Genomic DNA, 23,764 nt, shown 5'->3' with positions numbered 1-23,764 from the left:
TTATTCACTTTTTTGAGGAATAAATGTTTAAATCAAATGCTATTATTAATGTTGGAGATGTTATTTTTTCAAATAAAGCGCCTCTTTCATTAATTGCGGGTCCGTGTCAGATGGAGAGTCGGGATCATGCTTTTGAAATGGCGGGTCGAATTAAAACAATTGCGGATCAAGTTGGTATTGGGTTTGTTTATAAATCCAGTTACGATAAAGCTAACAGAACGTCTCTTAATGCAGCACGTGGTATTGGTCTTGAAAAAGCAATGGATATTTTTTCTGATTTAAAGCAAGAATTCAATTGTCCAGTATTAACTGATGTACACACGCAAGAACAGTGTATGGTCGTTGCTTCAACGGTAGATGTTTTGCAAATACCTGCTTTTTTATGTCGTCAAACAGATCTTTTGGTGGCTGCAGCCAAAACAGGGCGTGTTATCAATATTAAAAAAGGTCAATTTTTGGCTCCATGGGATATGGAAAATGTTTTAAAAAAAGTTACTCAAAGCGGTAATCCTAACGTTATGCTGTGTGAGCGGGGTACTTCATTTGGTTATAACCGACTGATTTCTGATATGCGTTCATTGCCTATTTTGCGTTCATTTGGAGCTCCTGTTATTTTTGATGCAACGCATTCTGTTCAGGAGCCAGGTGGCAAGGGTGATTCGTCTGGTGGGCAGCGTCAGTTTGTTGAAGTTTTAGCACGTGCGGCTGTTTCTGTTGGGGTTGCAGGTATTTTCTTAGAAACACATCAGGATCCAGATAATGCTCCCTCTGATGGACTTAATATGATTAAAATTGATAATTTACGAAGATTGCTTGAGAATTTAATGGAATTTGATCATTTGGCAAAGAAGATGAATTGAATATACATTATAGAGGATATTTCATTATTATAGCGTTTAAGATGAATCGAGATTTTTATTAGATAAGGAACTTCACATGAGTGTAATTGTCGACATTATTGGGCGTGAAGTGCTTGATAGCCGAGGGAATCCAACGGTAGAGGTTGATGTTCATTTAGAAGATGGGGCTTTTGGTCGCGCTATTGTTCCTTCAGGGGCATCAACAGGGACGCATGAGGCGGTAGAACTTCGTGATGGTGGTATGCGCTATCAGGGGAGGGGAGTTGAAAAAGCAGTTTCTGCAGTCAATGGCGAGATTTTTGAAGAATTAGGTGGGCGAGATGCAAGAAATCAAATAGCCATTGATCAAGCAATGATAGCTTTGGATGGAACGCCAAATAAAGCACGTCTTGGCGCTAATGCTATTCTCGGCGTTTCATTGGCTGTTGCGAAAGCAGCAGCGCAATCATTGCATTTGCCTTTGTATCGTTATATTGGCGGTACACAAGCACATGTTCTTCCCACGCCAATGATGAATATTATTAATGGTGGTGTACACGCTGATAACCCGATTGATTTTCAAGAGTTTATGATTATTCCTGTAGGAGCATCTACACTGAAAGAAGCGGTCCGTTATGGTGCTGAAGTTTTTCATATATTGAAAAAACGTTTACAAGATGCAGGCTATAATACCAATGTTGGTGATGAGGGTGGTTTTGCACCTCAATTTAAAAATGCTGAGCAAGCAATTGATTTTATTATAGAATCTATAATAGCATGTGGGTATAAACCAGGGGAACAAATTGCTATTGGTTTAGATTGTGCCTCAACAGAATTTTACAAAAATGGTTCATATTTTTATAAAGGTGAAGGAAAGTGTCGTGATGTTCAGGAGCAGGTAGATTATTTATCTCAACTCATTGAAACTTACCCTATTATCACAATTGAAGATGGAATGGCTGAAGATGATTGGGAAGGTTGGAGATTGCTCACTGACTCAATTGGTGGGAAGTGTCAGCTTGTTGGCGATGATTTGTTTGTAACAAATTCAGCACGTTTGTGTGATGGTATCAAAAAGGGTGTTGCCAATTCTATTCTTATTAAAGTTAATCAGATTGGCACATTAAGCGAGACTCTTGATGCCGTGGAAACAGCTCATAAAGCAGGCTATCGTGCCATTATATCTCATCGCTCAGGCGAAACGGAGGATACTTTCATTGCCGATCTTGCTGTTGCGACGAATTGTGGGCAAATTAAAACTGGTTCACTTGCACGTTCAGATAGATTAGCAAAATATAATCAGCTTATTCGCATTGAAGAAATGCTAGGAGCGCAGGCATGTTATGCTGGTGATTTGCATCGTTAATGATTATGAACATAAAATGTAAGATTCCGATATTGTTTAATTATTTATTAGTGATATACAGATGAAAATTTTATAGAGGGGTAAAGATGAAAGGTGTAATTATTGGTAAAAATCAGGGGACTTATCTCGTTGCAGGTGATGATGATAAGCGTTATCAGTTTGAGTCTTGGGATTGGTCAGGAAAAAGCTCCCCGAAGGTTGGTGACCCTGTTCATTTTGTGTGTGAAGGTGATGCTATTAGTTCTGTTTTTCCGTTGTCGAATCAACAGTCAGGACACTCCAAACTACTGCTAGCGGTCATTTGTCTCTGTTTTGGTACATTGGGTATTCATCGCTTTATGGTTGGTAAAATTGGGACGGGTATTTTAATGCTTATTCTAACTATAACATTGTTTGGAGTATTTATTAGTTGGGTTTGGGTATTCATTGATTTGATACTTATTATATCTGGAAATTTTACAGACAAAAATGGGGATAAAATCTGTTAGAGTTAGTTGCTTTATCCATGACAATGAGCAGCAACTTTATAGGAGATAAAGATGAGGGGCGTGATTATTAATCAAGATTAAGGAACTTATCTTGTTTCAGGTGATGATGGTAAGCGTTATTAATTTGCAATTGGTTAGGGAAAAAAACACCAAAGTATGGCGATGCCGTCGATTTTGTGTGTGAGAATGATTCTATTAGTTCTATTCTTCCGTGGTTGAAGAAACAGTCAAGTCAATCAACAATACGCACAAGAGTAGTGCTTGCGCTCATGTGCTTTTTGTGGGGGGGGAATTGGGTATTCACCATTTTATGGTTGGTGAGACTAAAACGGGAGCTATAATGCTAATTCTCTCTTTGTCAAGTATTTCAATTTTTATTTTTTCTTTAATTAGAAAATTTAAATTTTTTTTTCTATTTATCATTTGTGATGTTGGTTGTTCGTCAAATTTGGATGAATATTGATTTTACACTTATTATAAATTGATAAATTCCCAAATAAAAGTGGAGATAAAATTACCAATTAAGATGTTTGTTAACTTTAGCTATCTTATTAATTTATGAGCAGTGATTTTATAGGTGGTAAAGATGAGAGGTGTGATTACAGGCTAAGATCAAGAAATTTATCTTGTTTTGGGTGGTGATGATAAGCATTATTAATTTGTGATTTGCGATTGGTTAGGAAAAAATCACCCAAGTGTGGAGGTACGGTTGATTTTTTGTGTGAGGATGATGTTGTTAATTCTGTTTTTCCATTGTTGAAAAAACGGGGAGAAAAATCAAAGTTGCTGCTTGCGATCGTTTGTTTATTTTTAGGGGCATTTGGTATCCATCGCTTTATGATTGGTAAGTTTAGGACGGGAATTTTAATGATTCTTTTTTCTTTATCAATTATCGGGTTGTTTACTATTGTGATTTGGATAATTATTGATTTGATACTTATTGTGTCTGGAGAGTTTGAATAAAAGTGGGGATGAATTCATAATTTAAAGATTATTAATTTAACTATCTTATTATTAATTAAGGTAGCAATTATTTATAGGTGGTAAAGATGAGAGGTGTGATTATTAGCCAAGATCAAGGGATTTACCTCGTTTCAGGTGATGATGGTAAGCGCTATCAATTTGCAACTTGGGATTGGTCAGGAAAAAATCCACCGAACATTGGTGATGCTGTTGATTTTGTGTGTGAAGGTGACGCTGTTAATTCTGTCTTTCCATTGTTGAAGCAGCAGCCAGAACAATTAAAGGTAATGCTTGCACTTATTTGTTGGTTCGCTGGTATATTTGGTGTTCATCGCTTTATGGTTGGTAAATTTTGGACAGGTATTTTAATGCTTATTCTTTCTTTATCAGTTGTAGGATTGGTTATTAGTGGAATTTGGGCAATTATTGATTTTATAGTCATTGTGGCTGGAAGATTTTCTAAAAAAAATGGAGATAAAATCACAAATTAATAAGCCTATATGCTGTTATAAAATGCCAAAAGTGAGGATATACTTTTGTGTAGTAGAGGGGGGCGAAGGAGTGAGCGTAAATTACTTAAATGTGGAGATTTGGTAAGAAGGCATTAATGAAAAGTATGCATAGTTAATGAGAGTATTTAAAAAAGACTGTGCTATTTTATGTGGACAAAACAGAAACGCAGATCGATTAAAGCGCGCTTTGTGCTCCCACTTATAACAGTGGGAGTTTTGAGCTATTTCAGTTATCATATTTATCATGGTGAGTATGGATTGTATTCACGCAGTAAAGTTAATCAGCATATCGCTGAATTGGAAGAAGAGCTTCATAAAATAAAAGCAGAACGTATATCAATTGAGAAGCATATTTCTCTTTTACGCGATGGGTCTATTGAAAAAGATATGCTAGATGAGTATGTTCGGAAAAATTTAAACTTTTCTAAGTCAAATGAATTGACAATTTTAAATCCCCTTAACGATATTAAAAATGATTAAAAATCGTTTATTTTAAAACAATTCTTTATGATATTGTTTAAGAAAATTGATAATAATTGATAATACTTGTAACTTTTGTCCGTAAAGGTTATTCCTAAATAATCATAAAAGGGAGTTCAATATGGCAGAACGGCTTAAAAAAAATTCTGCGTCGGTAGCACATCTTGCATCAAATACCGCAAAAATAGCACAAGTCGCTAATTTTACAAAAGAAGAAGAAGTTGATGCCTATCGCGAAATGCTTTTGATTCGTCGTTTTGAGGAAAAAGCGGGGCAACTTTATGGCATGGGTCTTATTGGTGGATTTTGTCACCTTTACATTGGGCAGGAAGCTGTTGTTACTGGAACACTGAAATCTACAAAAGAAGGTGATCAGGTGATTACTTCTTATCGTGATCATGGCCATATGTTAGCGGTTGGTATGAGTCCACGTGGAGTAATGGCAGAGTTAACAGGGCGTCAGGGCGGCTTTTCCAAGGGAAAGGGAGGTTCGATGCATATGTTTTCTAAAGAAAAACATTTTTATGGTGGGCATGGTATTGTTGGTGCACAGGTTCCAATTGGCACAGGTTTGGCACTTGCGAATCAGTATCTTAGCAAAGATAACGTGACACTAGTTTACTTTGGTGATGGTGCTGCAAATCAAGGGCAGGTTTACGAAAGTTTTAATATGGCTTCGCTTTGGAAGCTTCCTGTTGTTTATATTATCGAAAATAATCAGTATGCTATGGGGACATCGGTTGCGCGTGCATCTGCAGAAACTGATTTTTCTCGTCGTGGTCTTTCTTTTGAAATTCCGGGTATCATTGTTGATGGCATGGATGTTCGCGCGGTAAAAGGAGCTGCTGATGAAGCAATTTCTTGGGCGCGTTCAGGTCAAGGACCAATCATTCTTGATATGCAAACTTACCGCTATCGTGGTCACTCTATGTCTGATCCGGCAAAATATCGATCAAAAGAAGAAGTTCAGAAAATAAAAAGTGAGCACGATCCAATTGATCAGGTGAAAAGTCGGATTCTTAAACAAGGTTTTGCGAGCGAAGATGATTTAAAGTCTATCGATAAGGAGGTGCGTGCAATTGTTGCTGATGCGGCAGACTTTGCTCAAAGTGATAAAGAGCCAGATGTTTCTGAGCTCTATACTGATATTTTAGTGTAATGCGAGGGGAGCAAGTATGTCCATTAATATTTTGATGCCGGCGCTTTCACCAACGATGGAAGAAGGTAAACTGTCTAAGTGGCTCAAGAAAGAAGGCGATAAAGTGAGCTCTGGGGATGTGATTGCTGAAATTGAAACTGATAAGGCAATGATGGAAGTAGAAGCTGTTGATGAAGGTACTCTTGGTAAAATTTTTGTGCCTACAGGTTCTGAAGGAGTGAAGGTTAACACCGTTATTGCGGTATTATTAGAAGAAGGTGAAAGTGTTGAGAATATTTTGCAGATTGGCGATACTTTAGATTCTCAAGCTGCTCATCAAAAGTCTGGGGAAGGATCTTCTTCCCTTTCTTTATCAACTCCAGAGCTTCCTACTTTGGATATTGCTTCTGATCCCGATATTCCAATAGGGACTCAAATGGATACAATGACGGTGCGTGAAGCACTTAATCAGGCGATGGCTGAAGAGATGCGACGTGATGAAATGGTTTTCTTGTTGGGAGAAGAAGTTGCGCAATATCAAGGTGCTTATAAAGTAAGCCAAGGTTTATTAGAAGAATTTGGTGCGCGCCGAGTTATTGATACACCAATAACAGAGCATGGTTTTGCAGGGTTGGCTGTTGGTGCTGCATTTGGAGGGTTACGTCCCATTGTCGAGTTTATGACATTTAATTTTGCTATGCAGGCAATTGATCAAATTATTAACTCAGCAGCGAAAACCCGTTATATGTCTGGTGGGCAAATGTCTGCTCCCATGGTTTTTCGTGGTCCCAATGGTGCGGCTGCGCGTGTTGGTGCTCAACATTCTCAGTGCTATGCTGCATGGTACAGTCATGTCCCCGGTCTTAAAGTTGTCATGCCTTACAGTGCTGCTGACGCAAAAGGTTTGCTGAAGGCTGCTATTCGTGATGACAATCCTGTTATTTTCCTTGAAAATGAGATTTTGTATGGTCATCAATTTGATGTTCCTAAAATAGATGATTTTATTTTGCCTATTGGCAAGGCACGTATTCATAAGTCTGGTCAAGATGTTACGATTGTAGCGTGTGGGATTGGGATGCATTATGCGCTTCAAGCATTACCAGAGATTGAAAAACTTGGTGTTGATGTTGAATTGATTGATTTACGAACCATTCGTCCGATGGATTTGCCAACGATCCTTGCTTCAGTCAAAAAGACAGGTCGTTTGGTGACAATTGAGGAGGGATATCCTCAGTCATCTGTTGGAACTGAAATTGCAACACGTGTTATGCAGCAGGCTTTTGATTATCTTGATGCGCCAGTTGCTACAATTTCTGGTAAGGATGTTCCCATGCCTTATGCTGCTAATCTTGAGAAATTGGCTTTACCAAACATTACTGAAATCATTGAAGCCGTTAAGGCTGTAACTTACAGAGCATAACGGAGGAAAGCACTATGTCCATTAAGATTACAATGCCTGCGCTTTCTCCTACGATGGAAGAAGGGAATTTGTCCAAATGGAATGTTAAGGAGGGAGATAAGGTTTCCTCTGGTGATGTTATTGCTGAAATTGAGACGGATAAGGCAACAATGGAAGTAGAAGCCGTTGATGAAGGAACGGTTGCTAAAATTGTTGTTCCTGCTGGAACGCAAGGAGTTAAAGTTAATACTTTAATTGTTGTTTTAGCTGAAGAAGGTGAAGACTTAGCTGAGGCTGCAAAGATTTCAGAAGAGGTTTCTTCTTCTTTTGCAGTCAAAGAATCGCAGGATGTGAAACAGATAGATTCAAAGATGACACCAATATCCAACTTATTGCCGTCACAGCAATTCATGCAGAAAGATAAAAAGGATATACGTCTTTTTGTGTCTCCTTTGGCTCGGCGATTAGCAGCTCAGGCGGGTCTTGATTTATCGCTTATTTCTGGTAGCGGTCCACATGGACGTATTATTAAGCGCGATGTAGAAAAAGCCGTAAGTGATGGTACTTGTGGAGATTTTTCTTCATCACAAATTGGGCAGTCAGTAGTTGCAGATGCTTCTGATAAACAGATACTGCAACTTTTCAAAGAGGATGAATATACACTCATCCCCCATAATAATATGCGTAAAACAATCGCTAAACGTTTGGTTGAATCAAAGCAAAAAGTACCACATTTTTATGTGACGGTAGATTGTGAACTTGATGCTTTATTAGAATTACGTGCGCAACTGAATGCTTGTGTGCCAATGGTTAAGACGCAAGAAGGGTCTAAGCCAGCTTATAAAATTTCAGTTAATGATATGGTTATTAAAGCTGTAGCGCTTTCTTTAAAAGCTATTCCCGATACTAATGTGTCTTGGCTTGAAGGAGGAATACTTCATCACAAGCACTGTGACATTGGGGTTGCTGTTTCTGTTCCAAATGGATTAATTACGCCAATTATTCGTCATGCAGAAGAAAAATCTTTATCAGTAATCTCTAATGAAATGAAAGATTTTACAAAGCGTGCGCGTGAGCGTAAATTAAAAATGGAAGAATATCAGGGAGGAACAACAGCTGTATCAAATATGGGAATGTATGGTGTGAAAAGCTTTTCTGCCATTCTCAATCCACCACACGCAACGATTTTTGCCGTTGGCGCAGGTGAACAACGTGCAGTTGTTAAGAATGGTGCATTAGGAGTTGCGACAGTTATGTCGGTTACACTTTCTGTTGATCATCGTGCTGTTGATGGTGCATTAGCGGCGGAGCTTGCTCGAGCTTTTAAGAAAATAATTGAAAATCCGTTAGCAATGTTAGTTTAAGCTGTTTAAAAGTGCCTCACAGAATTGTGTGAGAGTGGTGATTGGTATGATAAAAGCAGATTTAAAAAGCTCGAATGGCAATGTTTCTGCTTTTGCTGATTTGATAAAGGCATTTACGTGAAGCTTTTAGTAAAGATACGGGCAAATTTTGTCATGTTAATTTTTGGTTTTAAGCTCAGAAAATGCATATCCGTTTGTGTATATCTATGGAGGAATTACTGTGGCGAATCTTTATGATGTAATTGTGATTGGTTCGGGCCCTGGCGGATATGTAACTGCAATTCGTGCAGCGCAGTGTGGTTTTAAGACGGCAATTGTTGAACGTGAACATTTGGGTGGGATTTGCTTAAATTGGGGTTGTATTCCAACAAAGGCACTTTTACGCTCGGCAGAAATGAAGCATTTTGCTGAACGTGCAAATGATTATGGCTTAAAGCTTAATGGTTCCATTGAGGCAAACATCAAAGATATTGTGGCACGTTCGCGTGGAGTTTCAGCGCGTTTAAATGCTGGTATTGGTTTTCTCATGAAGAAAAATAAAATCGATATTATTTGGGGAGAGGCAAAGCTCACTAAAGAAGCTAAAGGGAGCCAGCTTGCAGAAATTATGGTTTCTTCATCATCTAAACCGATTATGCAACCGCAAAATCCAGTACCTAAAGGAACGTTAGGAGAGGGGATTTATCAAGCAAAGCACGTAATTATTGCAACTGGTGCACGTCCTCGTTCTCTTCCTGGTATTGAGCCAGACGGAAAGCTCATTTGGACTTATTTTGAGGCTATGATCCCACGTACAATGCCGAAGTCGTTTTTGGTAATGGGGTCTGGGGCAATTGGTATTGAATTTGCCTCTTTTTATCATGATATGGGAGCTGAAGTAACTGTTGTTGAAATGATGCCTCATATTATGCCAGCTGAGGATGTTGAAATTTCAGAGTTTGCCCGTAAACAGTTAGAGAAAAAAGGTATTCGCATTCTTACTGAAGCTAAGGTAACGAAAGTTGAAAAAGCTTCTGATTCTATTACTGCGCATATTGATGTTAAAGATAAAACAAAAACAATTACAGCTGATCGATTGATTTCAGCTATTGGTGTTCAGGGTAATATTGAGAATCTTGGATTGGAAGCATTAGGTATAAAAACTGATCGTGGATGCATTGTAACTGATGAATGGAGTTGGACAGGCGTGGAGGGCATTTATGCTATTGGTGATGTAGCTGGTCCTCCTATGTTGGCACATAAAGCAGAAGAAGAAGGTGTAATATGTATTGAACACCTCGCAGGTTTGAAGAGTGCTCATCCGCTTGATAAGAGAAAAATTCCAGGGTGTACATATTGCACACCGCAAGTTGCCTCTGTAGGCTTTTCAGAAAAAATGGCAAAAGAAGCTGGCTATGATATACGTGTTGGTCGTTATTCCTTTGCAGCTAATGGTAAGGCTATTGCTTTAGGTGAAGATCAGGGGTTAGTGAAAACTATTTTTGATAAAAAAACAGGACAGCTTCTTGGTGCACATATGGTAGGGGCGGAAGTAACAGAGCTGATTCAAGGTTTTGTTATTGCCATGAATCTTGAAACAACCGAGGAAGAATTGATGCATACCGTCTTTCCGCATCCGACATTGTCGGAAATGATGAAAGAAAGTGTATTGGATGCTTATGGTCAGGTTTTAAATGCTTGATGGCTGGATTGTATGAAAGATCCTGCGCTTTGGATTTTTTCATTGGCATTTCATATCTACAAGACAGAGGCTTAAATGGTTACGGTTGTTGATAGAGTTACGAATAGGCGTCTGCGTCACCCTGAAAAGGCGCATCGTCCTGATACAAGTGTCCAGAAAAAACCAGATTGGATTCGTGTAAAAGCACCAACATCAAAAGTATATAAAGAAACGCATGGTATTGTGCGTGCCAACAAATTAGTGACCGTATGTGAAGAAGCGGGTTGTCCAAATGTTGGTGAATGTTGGAGCCAGCGGCATGCCAGTTTTATGATTTTGGGTGAGATATGTACACGGGCTTGTGCTTTTTGCAACGTTGCAACAGGTATTCCATTGGCAGTTGATGATAATGAGCCAGAACGTGTAGCGGATGCTGTTGCGCAGATGGGGTTACGACATGTTGTGATTACATCTGTTGATCGCGATGACCTTGCTGATGGTGGTGCACAGCATTTTGCAAAAGTTATTTATGCTATTCGTCGGAAAGCTCCTAAGACAACAATTGAAGTTCTTACACCTGATTTTCGTAATAAGGATGGTGCTCTAGAGATTATTGTTACTGCCAAGCCTGATGTTTTTAATCATAATTTGGAAACAGTTCCATCTAAATATTTAAAGGTTCGTCCAGGAGCGCGTTATTTCCATTCAATCCGATTGCTGCAACGCGTTAAAGAACTTGATCCAACAATCTTCACAAAATCAGGAATTATGGTTGGTCTTGGGGAAGAACGAAATGAAATTCTTCAATTGATGGATGATTTACGCTCTGCTGATGTTGACTTTATGACAATTGGGCAATATTTGCAGCCTACACGAAAGCATCATCCAGTTATTCGTTTTGTGCCTCCTGAAGAATTTGAGTCTTTTGCTAAGATTGGTAAAGTGAAGGGTTTTTTGCATATGGCTTCCAATCCTCTGACACGTTCATCCCATCATGCAGGAGATGATTTTGCAATTTTGCAAAAAGCACGAGATGAAAAATTCGCTTCACAGAGGTAATTATGCCGACTTTTACAACACATCGGCAAGTTGCCCATAGCGCCCATGAAATGTTTAATCTTGTTTCAGATATTGAACATTATCCAGAGTTTTTACCGATGTGTGAGGCTTTGGTGGTGCGTTCTCGGAAAGAATCTGAGGAAAAAACATTGCTTCTTGCTGATATGACAGTTGGCTATAAGGTTATCCGAGAAACTTTTACGACTCAAGTTTTTCTCCAGCCGAAGAAAAATCTCATAGAGGTTCAATATATTGATGGTCCATTCAAGTATCTTGAAAACCGTTGGATGTTTCATCACATTGAAAATAAAAATGCGTGCAATGTAGAATTTTTTATTGATTATGAATTTAAAAGCAAAATGCTTGGATTGATAATGGGTTCAATGTTTGATATTGCTTTTCATAAATTTACCGATGCTTTTGAAATGCGTGCGCATCAAATTTATGGCTCTCCAGTAGCATAATTTGTTTAGTTAATGTTGCATAATAAATATCGCATTTTGTAATTTGCGCAATTACATTTCCATTCTTTATTTGTTGGCATGACCAAAATTAATATTCTCATCTAAAAATATTAGATATAGCTTTTAATCATTACTAAGCGGAAATAATATAATAATACGTTAGTGAATCAACAATAATTCTCTAAAGAAGCTGTCAAAAAATCAATAATAATGACATTTGATGAGACTACGTTAATAACAAATTATTTTTCAATTATCATAATTTGAAAATTTTATAATAAAATATTTAAGTTTTCTTAAGATATTCCAGCACTGTAAAATATGTGGATATAATCTAATTATATATTTTATTATTATCAATCAATATTATAATTATAATTGATAATAATTATGTAATAAAAGCAGTGTTTACGCTGATATTGAGATGATAAGATCGGGTTTTTATAATTTTTAGTTTTTTGCAATATTCACTATTCACTTTTGAATGGTTGATGCTCAATCGGTTAGGTGTAAGTCACTTAAATAATCAGTTCAAAAAAGCAGAGAAAGTAGAAAGGTATGTGCAATATGTTGACATTTGAGTATGCAGATATCTTTCTAGATAAAGATACCCTCACTGCTGTTAGCTCTGTTCTTGCTGCTGTTGGCTCTGTTGGTGCTGCCATTTTTACTGGTTGTTATGCAGTTTCATGGAAAAAGTGGGTAAGTAAAGAATATGAAGAAAAAAGGTTAGGAAATAAGTTAAAGATTTCTTCTTGTGGATTGTATGACTACATAAAAAAAAAGGAGAATAGAGGGTATTTTAAAGTAGGCTTAACCATTTATAATCCTACAGAACAATTAATTAACATAAATTACATTGAGTTACCTTCTGATAGTCCATTTACGTTTTTTTCATTATCATATGATGGTGATAAGGAAGAATATAAGGGACCGGTGGGGGGATATGGATTAAAGCGCATCGATTTTAGAGATACTATAAAAGGAATAGAAGGAATTTTTACTGTGGGTTATTCGCATATACCTTCTCAGGAAGAGCTTAAACTTTGGCTTATGATAGATGTTACAAATGAAGAAGAGCTAATTCGACCACATCCTATTTCCATTACTCTAGAACATACCTCATCAAATGATCCAAGAGAAACGCTTAAAGTTATTTTTGTCCTTGGATTTATTAAAAAAATTGAAGGGAAAGATTCAATTGTTCTTGGTGATATTGCTGATAAAAGTTGTCGTGGCGTTGAATCACAAAGTAGATTTATTCTGATACCATAACAAGAATTTCACGTTCATTTATACCCGAAAAATTTTTGTAGATTACAAAAATTCAAAAATAAATGACTGGCAACACTTTAAGATAATAATACACAAAGATGTCCATAATATCGAAAATAACTGTGAAGGTTTGTTTGGCTTTTACTTTTTGCTAAATTAAAAGCTAATCATTTAATATTATGGCTTAAAGTAGTATTGCTTTTTTAAATTATCTTTATTTATTTTTACAGTATCTCAATTGAGATAAGTAACAAATTATCTTAAAAAACATGGACTGTAATTTTGGTGAAATGAAATTTGGAAATTGGATATGTGGGAATGTTATTGAAGAGATGATAGGATCATTTTCAAGGCATTTTCAACGGTTGCAGAGCGGATAGCATTGCGATCAAGATTTCCGAAGTACATTTCTGTATGTAGGGTTTTGTGATTTTTGTAAGCAACTGCGAAATGCACAAGTCCTACAGGTTTACCAAGACATGCCCCTCTTGGTCCCGCAATTCCTGTTACAGAAATTGCAATTCCAGCTTGTGAATATTTTAATCCACCCTCAGCCATTGCAATCGCGACTTCTTTTGAAACTGCACCATATGTCTTTATAAGTTCGGCGCACACACCGACAAGACGTGTTTTAGATTCGTTTGAATAAACAACAAATCCACAATCAAGCACATCTGATGACCCTGCAATATTGGTAAGATTTGCAGCAATGAGTCCTCCTGTACAAGATTCAACGGTTGTTAAAAGCAAGCCTTTTTGGCGACAAGCTGTAAGAACCGCATGTGCTTGCTCTTCACAAAAATATGTCATTTGGGAATTTCTCCTAGGTAAAGGACGGTAGCAGTTGCAAGAGCAGCAATGCCCTCTTCGCGACCAATGAATCCAAGCTTTTCATTCGTTGTCGCTTTGATAGAGATTCTATCAGGTGAAATGGTGAGTATTTTCATAAGATTTTCTGTCATTATATGACGATAGGGGTTAATTTTAGGATTTTCAGCGATCAGTGTGATATCAACATTGGTAATATGTCCACCTGCTTTTTTTACAATATCAATGGCATGACGAAGAAAAATTTCTGATGATGTATTTTTCCATTGAGGATCAGAAGGAGGGAAGTGTGTACCAATATCTCCTGCTCCTTGAGTAGCAAGAAGGGCATCTGTTAGTGCATGAAGAGCAACATCAGCATCTGAATGCCCACTTAATTTTTTATGGAAAGGAATTTTTATACCGCATAATATGATAGAAGTTCCTTCCTCGAAAGAATGAACATCATAACCATTTCCAGTGCGGATATCAGGAAATATTTGCATTTTTTTCTGGAGATATAAATGTGCTGTATCAAAATCTTCGCGCCATGTAATTTTTATATTTTTAGGATCTCCAAGGATGGTACGCATAGGTATACCAAACCATTCGGCAATTGCTGAATCATCAGTAAATTCTTGGTCGCAGGTTTGTCTTGCTTTTTCATGGGCAGCTAAAATGCGTTCAAATGGAAAACACTGTGGAGTTTGTGCGCTGTAAAGATTAGTGCGTGGAATTGTTTCTAAAACATGGTGTGTTTTATTTACACGTTTGAGCGTATCAGAGACGGAAAGAACGGGGAGAACACCTTCTTGATGGCTAATGGTGGTATGGATTTTCTCGAGGAGCTTTTTTTCGATAAAGGGACGTGCACCATCGTGAATATGAACATATTGGGGTTTTATATTTTTAAGTGCATGAAGCCCACATAAAGTGGATATTTGACGTGTATTACCTCCTTCAACGATGATGAGGTGCTCTTTAAAATCAGCTATAGCTTGCTCACAGATTTGATGATCTTCTGGATGAATTACTAAGATGGTCGTTGAGATTTCTGGATTTTGCAAGAAACAACGTACAGTATGACGAATAACCGGCTCTTGTCCTAAAAGTCGGTATTGCTTTGGAATTTTTTGTGAATATCCTGCTCTTTCACCACGACCCGCGGCTAATATTATAGCTGCAATAGAAATAATGAATCTCCTTTCATATTATCTCAGCTCATTGTTTTCATGATTATTCATTTTAAATTGGCTTCGAAAAGATGGTCTCTGCAGATCAGCAAGGGATGTTACTGATAATACCTCAAAAAAAGCATTTAAGGCTTTTTTAAGCGCGGTATTTAAGCCACAAAAATCTATTAATGGGCAGTTAGGTTCTGCAGTATCAAAGCATTCTGCCATGGAAAAGTTATCTTCTGTTACTTTCACAACATCAGCTACTGAAATTTCTGTTGCAGGTTTTGCCAATTTAACGCCACCATTACGTCCCCGTACTGTTTGTATAAAACCTGCTTCAACGAGTGGTTGAAGGATTTTAAATAAGAAAAGCTCGGAAATGGCATATGCTTTAGCAATTTCTGGAATACGACTCAAAGATCCTTGATTATCTGCACAATACATGAGCATCCGGAGGGCATAATTTGTCTGTTTGGTTAACCGCATCTCACCTCCTATATTATATAAAGCATCACCAGACGTGCTTTATTTTAAAGATATTCTGGAAAATGTAAAAATTTTCTCTTCATTTGTTAGGGGCTGTATTTAAAACGTGGTATTAGTATTGTCAATTTTTGTCACAAAGGGTTATATGGAATAGTAGGGTAAAGTAACGTAAGCTCATCATGAATACAACATCCGTGACGAATCTTCAAAATATAGATAAAGGTAGCTATAGGGATGAATTGTATCGCTTAAATAAAGTCTATACATTTTTAGGTGTTACAATCATTGTGTTAGCTTTGCTAACGGCTTCTATTTCGTTTATTATTCTTATCGGATTAACTCCTGTTGTTCCCAATAGAGCTGTAACATTCATTCTTATAGGGATTAACAGTATTTGGGTTTTTGGGCTTGTCGTAATTGTCTGTTACGAGATGATACCCATTATTCGTACTTGGCGGTTAAAACGTGCTGGCTCACGTCTCCATGTACGTCTTATTTCATTGTTTACGCTTGTTGCAACAGTTCCAGCTGTTGCTGTAGCTCTTGTATCGGGTCCTGCACTTAATTTAGGACTTGATCGATGGTTTGATACGACAACTCGGCAAATTGTAAGTTCTTCTATCGATTTAGCAAATGCTTATGCAGATGAAATGCTTCAAAATTTAAAAAATTTATCCTATACTATGGCATTTGCACTTGATAATAAAAAGCTTTTAGAGCGTAATTTAGCTGAATATCGGATGCAACTGACGCGTCATGCTGCAGGGCGCAATCTTCGTGGCGCATTTTTGTTAAGTTCGAGTGGAACTGTTTTTATATCGAGTGATCTTGGTGATGAGGATAATCTGCCTATCCCACCACCCAGTCTTATCAAGCGGGCAACGCGTATGAGCCCTTTTTCGTTTCAACCCGGGGTTCACGATTATTTTGGTATCATTTTAAAATTTACCAATATACCAAATACATTTTTGTATTTAGTACGTGACATTGATAAAGACGTTTTATCTGCTTTGCGTTTAACAGAAATTAATACAGATCGTTATCGTGATTTAAATGAAAATCGCTTACCGACGCAAATTGCATTTGGTATGCTTTATCTGTGTCTTTTCTTTAGTTTATTTTTGTCAGCTATTTGGGCTGGTATTGCTGTTGCTGATCGCTTGGTGCGTCCTATTCGCCTTCTTATTAGTGCAGCTGATGATGTAGCTTCTGGGAATATGGAAGTCTTTGTGCCAGTACGAGCGAGGGATGGGGATATTGGTCAGTTATCAAAAACTTTCAACTACATGGTAAGTGAATTAAAAAATCGGCGCAATGAATTAATTACAGTTCGTGATCAAATTGATGAAAGACGACGTTTTTCTGAAGCTGTTTTGTCTGGTGTAACAGCAGGTGTGGCTGGAATCGATGATAATGGTGATGTTACAATTATCAATCGTTCTATTGAAACGATGTTTGGGATTCGTGCTGAACAGGTTATTGGATGCAATCTTTTGTCGTTAAGTGCTGAAATTTGGGAAGTTTTTAAATTAGCACGTTTTTTAGGTCGTAAAAATCATCGTGAACAAGTGACCTTGAGTGTTGCTGAGAAAGAACGTGTTTGTAATGTGCAAATTACTATGGAAGAGGATGACGGACGGGGACAATCTTGGGTTTTGACGATTGATGATATTACAGACCTTGTTGAAGCACAACGTTCATCGGCTTGGGCAGATATTGCGCGCCGTATTGCGCACGAAATTAAAAATCCACTTACACCTATTCAGTTATCAGCTGAACGTATTCGTAAACGTTATAACAAAGCTATTACACAAGATCGTGAAGTTTTTGAGCGATGTATCGATACAATTATTCGGCAAGTTGGGGATATTGGGCGTATGGTTGATGAATTTTCTTCTTTTGCACGTATGCCCAAACCAAAAATGCATATTTTAGATATACGCGGATTGCTACGTGAAGCATGTTTTTTAATAGAAGTTGCTCGACATGATATTCATTTTGAGCAAGATTTAGGAAATGTACCACTTTTAGGTGCGTTTGATAACCGTCTTATTGTTCAAGCTTTTTGCAATGTTATCAAAAATGCAAGCGAGTCTATTGACTCCGTTACACGAGAGGAGGGTATTCGTGGTCATATTTTTATACGCTCTTATCGTCAAGAAGAACGCTTGGTTGTGGATGTTATTGATAACGGTAAAGGACTTCCTAAAGAGCAAAGGCAAAAATTATTAGAACCTTATATAACAACGCGAGAAAAGGGAACAGGGCTTGGACTAGCCATTGTGCGAAAAGTTATTGAAGATCATGGTGGTTATATGGAATTATATGATGCTCCGAAAAATTTTTATGAAGGTCGTGGTGCTATGATCCGTTTGGTATTTCCAGCGGATGGGGCTGAGCAGGATAGTGTTGCACAAGTTATAAATTATAAAATAGGGGAATAAGGATGGTATCAGATATCTTAATTGTTGATGATGAAATGGATATTCGTGAACTTGTTTCTGGTATTTTAGATGATGAAGGCTATGAAACGCGTGTTGCAAGTAATTCTGATGAAGCATTAGCGCAAATTAGTGAACGTATTCCAAAGCTCATTTTTTTAGATGTTTGGTTACAGGGAAGCCGTCTGGATGGTTTAGCACTGCTTGATGAAATTAAAGCGCGCTATCCTGCTCTTCCAGTGGTTATGATCTCTGGGCATGGTAATATTGAAACAGCTGTTTCTGCTATAAAACGAGGAGCATATGATTTTATCGAAAAGCCTTTTAAAGCTGATCGTCTTGTATTAATTGCTGAACGGACTCTTGAAAACTCAAAATTAAAACGTGAGCTTTTAGAATTGCGCAAGCGTTCGAGCGAAACACTAGAATTGCTCGGTACATCGTCCGTTATGAAACATTTACGTCAAGTCATAGAAAAAGTAGCGCCAACCAATAGTCGCATCATGATCACTGGTCCTTCAGGTGCGGGAAAAGAGATGGTGGCACGTGTTATTCATGCGCGTTCAGCACGTTCGAATGGGCCATTTGTTACAATAAATGCGGCAACGATTGTTCCAGAAAGAATGGAAATCGAATTGTTTGGTAACGAAATGGAGGGTAATGAACGTAAGATTGGTGCATTAGAAGAAGCTCATGGAGGGATATTATATCTTGATGAAATTGCTGATATGTCTCGTGAAACTCAAAGTAAGATTCTTCGGGTTTTGACAGGTCAGGCATTTGAAAGGGTTGGTGGCACAAAACGTGTTAAAGTGGATGTTCGTATAATTTCTTCAACAGCGCAAAATCTTGAAAATCTGATTGCTGATGGACGCTTTAGAGAAGATCTTTTTCACCGTCTTTCGGTTGTTCCTGTTTCTGTTCCACCGCTTTCTGCACGTCGTGAAGACATACCAGAGCTTGTTCATCATTTTGTTAAAATAATATCGCAGCAAGTTGGTATTAAGCCGCGTGAAATCAGTGATGATGTTATCTCTATTTTGCAAACACATGCTTGGCCCGGTAATGTGCGGCAGTTACGCAATAATATTGAACGACTTCTCATTCTTGTGCGTGATGGTGATGGTCCAATAACAGCGGAGTTGCTTCCTACAGAAGTGAGCAATTCTTTGCCTCATATTCAAGTGAATGCAGATGAAAGTATAATGGATTTACCGTTGCGTGAAGCACGAGAACTCTTTGAAAAGAGGTATTTAATAACGCAAATTGGGCGCTTGGGTGGAAATATATCGCGTACAGCTGAATTTATAGGTATGGAGCGTTCAGCTTTGCACCGTAAGCTTAAGGCACTTGGAGTTTCATAGGTTATGCGTGTAATTATTTGCGGAGCGGGACAGGTTGGTTATGGGATAGCAGAGCGTTTGGCTGCTGAGAATCACGATGTTACGGTTATTGATATTGAAGCAAGATTGGTTGAAAAAATTCGTGATACGTTAGATGTGAGAGGTTTTGTTGGTCATGGTTCACGACCTGAGGTGCTTTTAGCAGCAGGTGCAGATAAAGCTGATATGTTGATTGCAGTAACTTTATTTGATGAAGTTAATATGGTAGCTTGCCAAGTAGCACATTCATTATTCAACATTCCAACAAAAATAGCACGTATTCGCTCACAATCCTATTTAGAACCACGCTATAAGACTCTTTTTGCCAGAGAGAGTATCCCTATAGATGTAGTTATTTCGCCAGAAATTGAAGTTGGGGAAATGGTTCTACGCCGTATTGCTTTACCTGGAACAATAGATGTGCTGTATTTTTGTAATGACGATATTGTTGCATTAGCTTTGGAATGTATGGAAGATTGTCCAGTTATTAATACGCCTTTGCACCAATTAACAGAGCTTTTTCCAGATCTTCGAACAACGGTTACCGCTATTAAACGTGGTTCAGAATTATTGATAGCGCACTCAGAGACAGAATTACGTGTTGGTGATGTGACTTATCTTGTTGCTGCCCGTGATCAGATGCGTCGTGCAGTTGGACTTTTTGGTCATAAAGAACGGGATGCGCACCGCATGATTATTGCAGGAGGTGGTCATATTGGTCTTTATGTTGCTCAGGCTATTGAAAAGCGTTTACATAAATTAAAATTAAAAATTATAGAATCACATAGAGAGAGAGCGCTGACAATTGCCGATCAACTCGAAAAGACGACTGTTTTATATGGTAATGTATTAGATCCAGTGATTCTTCAGGAAGCTGGAATTGGTCAAGCCGATTTAATAATTACATTGACAAATCAGGATCAGGTTAATCTTTTAAGTGCTATTATTGCTAAAAGGCTTGGATGTAGAGCTAATATGGTGTTGATTAACAATGTTGCTTACCAAGAGTTTAGTCGTGCGGTTGGTGTGGATGCGTATCTTAATCCTCATAGCGTTACCATATCAAAAATTTTGCAACAAATGCGTCGTGGACGTATTCGTGCGGTTCACTCAGTTTTTAATGGTCAAGCAGAAATTATTGAGGCTGAAGTGATGCAAACGTCTTCATTGGTTGGAAAATCATTGTCAGAGCTCAATTTATCAGATGGTTTGAGAATTGGTGCAATTTATCGTAATAAAACAATAATACAACTTTCGGCAGATACGCGCATTTTGCCAGGTGATCGGATAGTAATTTTTGCTCTTGCTGATAGTGTTCATGATGTTGAGCAATTATTTCGTGTAAGTTTAGAATATTTTTAATATTGCCTATGGATATTTGTACGTTTTGGTATGGAGAACAATTGAGATTTGTTGATTGGTTGTGTTTAGCATCAATGGTTAAGACTGGTCAGCGTGTTAAGCTTTTTAGTTATGAAAAAGTGGTAAATGTACCTGTTGGTGTTGAATTACATGAAGCCGAATCAATTTTACCACGTTCAGTGTTTTACCGCCTTGACCCTCATTTTCCTGATTATGAGCCCAATCGTACGATTGTTCAATTTTCGGATCTTTTCCGCATTATGTTGATGAAGCATCAACAAGGGGTTTGGTTAGATACAGATGTTTATCTTGTGAAACAGTTTCATCCAGAGGCAGATCGTGTTTGGTTGGCAAGAGAAAATGCTGCAAGGGTAGGGGTTTCTGCGCTTTATTTGCCTCCTAATAATCCCATTATAAAAGCATTTGAAGATTATTTATCCGGTACAGAAGTTGTTCCAAATTGGTTGGGTTTTAAGCGCCGTGTTTGGAGGCCATTTTGGTTAAAGAGAAAAAAAATGCCGATTTTACCAGGAAGACTTGGAATTACTATATTTGGCAATGATGGGATCTCTCGGTTAGCCAAAAAGTACAATTTTTTTCATGAAGCAAAGGAAAAAGAAACTTTTTATTATTGGACAGGGCGTAAAACTGAAAGGATTTTTGATCCAACTTTTGGTATTAAACCAATAGAAGATTCACGGTTTATAGGCTTTCACATCCACAGAAAAGCAAAGACAACCCAACGTCCACAGGAAGGGAGTTTTTACCATTGGGCAGTATCACGTATTCCTAATGCCCAGAATTTATTTGAGTAGGATTATTATTGCTTTTTTAACCGCTGTGACTTTAATCCTGCTTGAATAGCGTTAATTGCGGCTTGCACAAAAGAGGCATGTTGGCTTATGGGTGAAGGTATTGAATACGTAAAAGCGATTGTTATATGAATGGGAGTGAAAATATGAGTGATTCAATGAAAACAGCATTAAGTCTTGTTCCTATGGTTGTTGAACAGACTAACCGTGGTGAGCGAGCTTATGATATTTTTTCCCGTCTTTTAAAAGAGCGGATCATTTTTATTAATGGTCCTGTTGAAGATGGTATGGCGATGCTTGTTTGTGCGCAATTGCTTTTTTTAGAAGCGGAAAATCCTAAAAAAGAAATTAGTCTTTATATTAATTCACCAGGTGGTGTTGTGACATCTGGTATGGCAATTTATGATACAATGCAATTTATTCGCCCTCCTGTTTCTACACTTTGCATGGGGCAAGCAGCGTCTATGGGATCGTTACTTTTAACAGCTGGAGCGAAAGGTCATCGTTTTACATTGCCAAATGCACGTATTATGGTACATCAGCCATCTGGTGGTTTTCAAGGTCAGGCTTCCGATATTGAACGGCATGCCCAAGATATTATAAAAATGAAGCAGCGTTTGAATGAAATTTATGTTCAACACACAGGTCAGGACTATGAAGTTATTGAAAGAACTCTTGATCGTGATCATTTTATGACAGCGGAAGAAGCTAAACAATTTGGCTTAGTTGATGACGTTATACAATATCGTACAGAGACTGAGAAAGAAGAGAAAAATTAAGAGTTTTTATAGAAAAAATAATTATTTTAGATAGAGAATTTCGTAAAAATATAGCAAAAAATAATAGAAAATACCTAACAAATAAAGATATTTTGATGCGCGTAGTTTTTTATATGTCTTTTGGTTATTGTTATAAAAAACTTCCTTTGAGAAGATGAAGTATTCATATATCGTGGTGAAAGGAAAATAAAATGAGCAAAATTGGCAATAGCGGGAGCGAATCAAAAAATACTCTCTATTGCTCGTTCTGCGGCAAAAGTCAGCATGAAGTGCGTAAGCTCATCGCAGGTCCTACCGTATTCATTTGTGATGAATGCGTAGAGCTTTGTATGGATATTATTCGTGAAGAAAATAAATCTTCTGGAGGTAAGGTGCGTGATGGTGTTCCTACTCCACAAGAAATTATGACAGTTCTTGATGATTACGTTATTGGTCAGCAGCATGCAAAGCGTGTTCTTTCTGTTGCTGTCCATAATCATTATAAGCGGCTTGCGCATCAGTCTAAGAGCAATGATATTGAGTTAGCAAAATCGAATATTTTGCTTGTGGGTCCAACGGGGTGTGGTAAAACTTATTTAGCACAAACATTAGCGCGCATCATTGATGTTCCTTTTACTATGGCTGATGCGACCACTTTAACTGAAGCGGGTTATGTGGGGGAGGATGTTGAAAATATTATTTTGAAACTTCTTCAATCTGCTGATTACAATGTCGAGCGCGCACAGCGCGGTATTGTTTATATTGATGAAGTTGATAAAATTTCTCGTAAGGCTGACAATCCTTCTATTACAAGGGATGTTTCTGGAGAAGGAGTTCAGCAAGCGTTATTAAAGATTATGGAAGGGACAGTTGCTTCTGTTCCTCCGCAGGGAGGACGTAAGCATCCCCAGCAAGAGTTTCTTCAGGTTGATACAACAAATATTTTATTTATTTGTGGGGGTGCTTTTGCTGGTTTAGAGCGGATTATTTCGGGGCGCGGTGAAAAAACATCCATCGGTTTTTCTGCAACTGTTAAGGCGCCTGATGAACGTTGTGTCGGTGAAATTTTTCGTGAATTAGAGCCTGAGGATCTTATAAAATTTGGTTTAATACCAGAATTCATTGGTCGCCTTCCTATTGTAGCAACCTTAGAAGATTTGGATGTTAATGCGCTTGTTCAAATTTTATCACAACCCAAAAATGCTTTAGTAAAGCAATATCAGCGTCTTTTTGATATGGAAAATGTTGAGTTAACGTTTCATGAAGATGCTTTACGGGTTATTGCCAAGAAGGCAATTGAACGAAAAACTGGTGCACGCGGTTTACGTTCAATTATGGAAAAGATACTTCTTGAGACTATGTTTGAATTACCAGCTCTTGAAGGTGTTCAAAAAGTGGTAATTTCAAGTGATGTGGTTGATGGAAATGCTCGTCCTCTTTACATTTACTCAGAGCGTACAGAGGATAAAGAAAATGTATCGGCATAACAGTGTGTGATAATGAAAAGTGGTAATGAACATTTAAAAGTGGA

The 23,764-nt window shown here is 37.8% G+C and carries 23 protein-coding genes; 20 read left to right on the top strand and 3 right to left on the bottom strand.

The genetic code is table 11. The annotated features are described in order from the left end of the window. Positions 1-23: 23 nt before the first annotated feature. From kdsA to ACMFKV_RS06190, 14 genes are all read left to right on the top strand, one after another. A complete protein-coding gene (gene kdsA / locus ACMFKV_RS06255) occupies positions 24-860 on the top strand; it encodes a 3-deoxy-8-phosphooctulonate synthase (protein ID WP_336287838.1) in 837 nt (278 codons plus the stop codon). Positions 861-936: 76 nt separating this feature from the next. Further along, the gene (gene eno / locus ACMFKV_RS06250) at positions 937-2,205 is read left to right on the top strand and encodes a phosphopyruvate hydratase (protein WP_413154760.1); all 1,269 of its coding nucleotides are present in this window, start codon (positions 937-939) and stop codon (positions 2,203-2,205) included. An 86-nt stretch (positions 2,206-2,291) separates the two neighbouring features. Next, on the top strand, positions 2,292-2,693 hold the full coding sequence (locus ACMFKV_RS06245) for a TM2 domain-containing protein (protein ID WP_413154759.1): 402 nt from the start codon (positions 2,292-2,294) through the stop codon (positions 2,691-2,693). A gap of 211 nt (positions 2,694-2,904) precedes the next feature. Then, complete coding sequence (locus tag ACMFKV_RS06240; protein WP_413154758.1) at positions 2,905-3,156, top strand: NINE protein; 252 nt, start codon at positions 2,905-2,907, stop codon at positions 3,154-3,156. A gap of 254 nt (positions 3,157-3,410) precedes the next feature. Next, positions 3,411-3,656: an NINE protein gene (locus tag ACMFKV_RS06235; RefSeq protein ID WP_413154757.1), complete on the top strand. Its 246-nt coding sequence runs from the start codon at positions 3,411-3,413 to the stop codon at positions 3,654-3,656. A gap of 86 nt (positions 3,657-3,742) precedes the next feature. Beyond that, positions 3,743-4,147, top strand: coding sequence for a TM2 domain-containing protein (locus ACMFKV_RS06230; RefSeq protein ID WP_413154756.1), 405 nt, complete (start codon positions 3,743-3,745; stop codon positions 4,145-4,147). Between the two features lie 168 nt (positions 4,148-4,315). After that, positions 4,316-4,648, top strand: a complete 333-nt coding sequence (locus ACMFKV_RS06225; protein WP_336287833.1) for an FtsB family cell division protein — start codon at positions 4,316-4,318, stop codon at positions 4,646-4,648. Positions 4,649-4,769: 121 nt separating this feature from the next. Then, complete coding sequence (pdhA, locus tag ACMFKV_RS06220; protein WP_413154755.1) at positions 4,770-5,807, top strand: pyruvate dehydrogenase (acetyl-transferring) E1 component subunit alpha; 1,038 nt, start codon at positions 4,770-4,772, stop codon at positions 5,805-5,807. Between the two features lie 16 nt (positions 5,808-5,823). Beyond that, positions 5,824-7,206 (top strand): pyruvate dehydrogenase complex E1 component subunit beta, encoded by a 1,383-nt coding sequence (locus ACMFKV_RS06215; protein WP_336287831.1) that lies wholly within the window; start codon positions 5,824-5,826, stop codon positions 7,204-7,206. A 14-nt stretch (positions 7,207-7,220) separates the two neighbouring features. After that, a complete protein-coding gene (locus ACMFKV_RS06210; RefSeq protein ID WP_413154754.1) occupies positions 7,221-8,549 on the top strand; it encodes a pyruvate dehydrogenase complex dihydrolipoamide acetyltransferase in 1,329 nt (442 codons plus the stop codon). A 220-nt stretch (positions 8,550-8,769) separates the two neighbouring features. Beyond that, positions 8,770-10,230, top strand: a complete 1,461-nt coding sequence (gene lpdA, locus ACMFKV_RS06205) for a dihydrolipoyl dehydrogenase (RefSeq protein ID WP_413154753.1) — start codon at positions 8,770-8,772, stop codon at positions 10,228-10,230. Positions 10,231-10,305: 75 nt separating this feature from the next. Further along, positions 10,306-11,268, top strand: a complete 963-nt coding sequence (lipA, locus tag ACMFKV_RS06200; RefSeq protein ID WP_413154751.1) for a lipoyl synthase — start codon at positions 10,306-10,308, stop codon at positions 11,266-11,268. 2 nt (positions 11,269-11,270) lie between these two features. After that, positions 11,271-11,732, top strand: a complete 462-nt coding sequence (locus ACMFKV_RS06195; RefSeq protein WP_336287827.1) for a type II toxin-antitoxin system RatA family toxin — start codon at positions 11,271-11,273, stop codon at positions 11,730-11,732. Between the two features lie 567 nt (positions 11,733-12,299). Further along, on the top strand, positions 12,300-13,007 hold the full coding sequence (locus ACMFKV_RS06190; RefSeq protein ID WP_413154750.1) for a hypothetical protein: 708 nt from the start codon (positions 12,300-12,302) through the stop codon (positions 13,005-13,007). A gap of 321 nt (positions 13,008-13,328) precedes the next feature. Here ACMFKV_RS06190 and ACMFKV_RS06185 read toward each other — a convergent pair whose 3' ends face one another. Genes ACMFKV_RS06185 through rirA form a run of 3 tightly spaced genes read right to left on the bottom strand, consistent with a single transcriptional unit; the run spans position 13,329 to position 15,478 of the window. Then, entirely contained in the window at positions 13,329-13,817 is a 489-nt protein-coding gene (locus tag ACMFKV_RS06185; RefSeq protein ID WP_413154748.1) for a CinA family protein, read from the bottom strand. Next, positions 13,814-15,007, bottom strand: coding sequence for a bifunctional 2-C-methyl-D-erythritol 4-phosphate cytidylyltransferase/2-C-methyl-D-erythritol 2,4-cyclodiphosphate synthase (locus tag ACMFKV_RS06180; protein ID WP_413154770.1), 1,194 nt, complete (start codon positions 15,005-15,007; stop codon positions 13,814-13,816). The genes ACMFKV_RS06185 and ACMFKV_RS06180 overlap by 4 nt, the downstream gene beginning before the upstream one ends. Positions 15,008-15,025: 18 nt before the next feature. Then, positions 15,026-15,478, bottom strand: coding sequence for an iron-responsive transcriptional regulator RirA (rirA, locus tag ACMFKV_RS06175; protein ID WP_336287824.1), 453 nt, complete (start codon positions 15,476-15,478; stop codon positions 15,026-15,028). A 179-nt stretch (positions 15,479-15,657) separates the two neighbouring features. On the opposite strand from rirA, the gene ACMFKV_RS06170 reads away from it, so the two are divergent. The 6 genes from ACMFKV_RS06170 (at position 15,658) to clpX (ending at position 23,720) form a co-directional block, all read left to right on the top strand. Next, positions 15,658-17,922 (top strand): sensor histidine kinase, encoded by a 2,265-nt coding sequence (locus ACMFKV_RS06170; protein WP_336287823.1) that lies wholly within the window; start codon positions 15,658-15,660, stop codon positions 17,920-17,922. Positions 17,923-17,924: 2 nt separating this feature from the next. Continuing rightward, positions 17,925-19,283, top strand: a complete 1,359-nt coding sequence (gene ntrX / locus ACMFKV_RS06165; protein WP_336287822.1) for a nitrogen assimilation response regulator NtrX — start codon at positions 17,925-17,927, stop codon at positions 19,281-19,283. A gap of 3 nt (positions 19,284-19,286) precedes the next feature. Further along, a complete protein-coding gene (trkA, locus tag ACMFKV_RS06160; protein WP_336287821.1) occupies positions 19,287-20,663 on the top strand; it encodes a Trk system potassium transporter TrkA in 1,377 nt (458 codons plus the stop codon). Between the two features lie 8 nt (positions 20,664-20,671). Next, positions 20,672-21,478, top strand: a complete 807-nt coding sequence (locus tag ACMFKV_RS06155; protein WP_413154769.1) for a glycosyltransferase family 32 protein — start codon at positions 20,672-20,674, stop codon at positions 21,476-21,478. Positions 21,479-21,621: 143 nt separating this feature from the next. Next, positions 21,622-22,254, top strand: a complete 633-nt coding sequence (clpP, locus tag ACMFKV_RS06150; protein WP_332060419.1) for an ATP-dependent Clp endopeptidase proteolytic subunit ClpP — start codon at positions 21,622-21,624, stop codon at positions 22,252-22,254. A 191-nt stretch (positions 22,255-22,445) separates the two neighbouring features. Further along, positions 22,446-23,720 carry an ATP-dependent Clp protease ATP-binding subunit ClpX gene (gene clpX / locus ACMFKV_RS06145; protein WP_332060420.1) on the top strand — a complete coding sequence of 425 codons (1,275 nt, stop codon included), beginning with the start codon at positions 22,446-22,448 and terminating at the stop codon, positions 23,718-23,720. Positions 23,721-23,764 lie beyond the last annotated feature (44 nt).

Origin of the sequence: Bartonella propinqua (genome assembly GCF_047263965.1) — a bacterium.
Lineage (GTDB): Bacteria > Pseudomonadota > Alphaproteobacteria > Rhizobiales > Rhizobiaceae > Bartonella.
Note: the sequence above shows the minus strand (reverse complement) of the source record. Positions and strands in the feature narration are given on the sequence as shown.

Excerpts from the sequence above, each read along its gene's own strand:
- ACMFKV_RS06215 (WP_336287831.1), top strand. The coding sequence starts at position 5,824 with ATGTCCATTAATATTTTGATGCCGGCGCTTTCACCAACGATGGAAGAA.
- trkA (WP_336287821.1), top strand. The coding sequence starts at position 19,287 with ATGCGTGTAATTATTTGCGGAGCGGGACAGGTTGGTTATGGGATAGCA.
- ACMFKV_RS06245 (WP_413154759.1), top strand. The coding sequence starts at position 2,292 with ATGAAAGGTGTAATTATTGGTAAAAATCAGGGGACTTATCTCGTTGCA.
- ACMFKV_RS06210 (WP_413154754.1), top strand. The coding sequence starts at position 7,221 with ATGTCCATTAAGATTACAATGCCTGCGCTTTCTCCTACGATGGAAGAA.
- kdsA (WP_336287838.1), top strand. The coding sequence starts at position 24 with ATGTTTAAATCAAATGCTATTATTAATGTTGGAGATGTTATTTTTTCA.
- ACMFKV_RS06230 (WP_413154756.1), top strand. The coding sequence starts at position 3,743 with ATGAGAGGTGTGATTATTAGCCAAGATCAAGGGATTTACCTCGTTTCA.
- ACMFKV_RS06170 (WP_336287823.1), top strand. The coding sequence starts at position 15,658 with ATGAATACAACATCCGTGACGAATCTTCAAAATATAGATAAAGGTAGC.
- ACMFKV_RS06190 (WP_413154750.1), top strand. The coding sequence starts at position 12,300 with ATGTTGACATTTGAGTATGCAGATATCTTTCTAGATAAAGATACCCTC.
- ntrX (WP_336287822.1), top strand. The coding sequence starts at position 17,925 with ATGGTATCAGATATCTTAATTGTTGATGATGAAATGGATATTCGTGAA.
- eno (WP_413154760.1), top strand. The coding sequence starts at position 937 with ATGAGTGTAATTGTCGACATTATTGGGCGTGAAGTGCTTGATAGCCGA.
- pdhA (WP_413154755.1), top strand. The coding sequence starts at position 4,770 with ATGGCAGAACGGCTTAAAAAAAATTCTGCGTCGGTAGCACATCTTGCA.
- rirA (WP_336287824.1), bottom strand. The coding sequence starts at position 15,478 with ATGCGGTTAACCAAACAGACAAATTATGCCCTCCGGATGCTCATGTAT.
- ACMFKV_RS06225 (WP_336287833.1), top strand. The coding sequence starts at position 4,316 with ATGTGGACAAAACAGAAACGCAGATCGATTAAAGCGCGCTTTGTGCTC.
- ACMFKV_RS06195 (WP_336287827.1), top strand. The coding sequence starts at position 11,271 with ATGCCGACTTTTACAACACATCGGCAAGTTGCCCATAGCGCCCATGAA.
- lipA (WP_413154751.1), top strand. The coding sequence starts at position 10,306 with ATGGTTACGGTTGTTGATAGAGTTACGAATAGGCGTCTGCGTCACCCT.
- ACMFKV_RS06185 (WP_413154748.1), bottom strand. The coding sequence starts at position 13,817 with ATGACATATTTTTGTGAAGAGCAAGCACATGCGGTTCTTACAGCTTGT.
- ACMFKV_RS06155 (WP_413154769.1), top strand. The coding sequence starts at position 20,672 with ATGGATATTTGTACGTTTTGGTATGGAGAACAATTGAGATTTGTTGAT.
- clpX (WP_332060420.1), top strand. The coding sequence starts at position 22,446 with ATGAGCAAAATTGGCAATAGCGGGAGCGAATCAAAAAATACTCTCTAT.
- clpP (WP_332060419.1), top strand. The coding sequence starts at position 21,622 with ATGAGTGATTCAATGAAAACAGCATTAAGTCTTGTTCCTATGGTTGTT.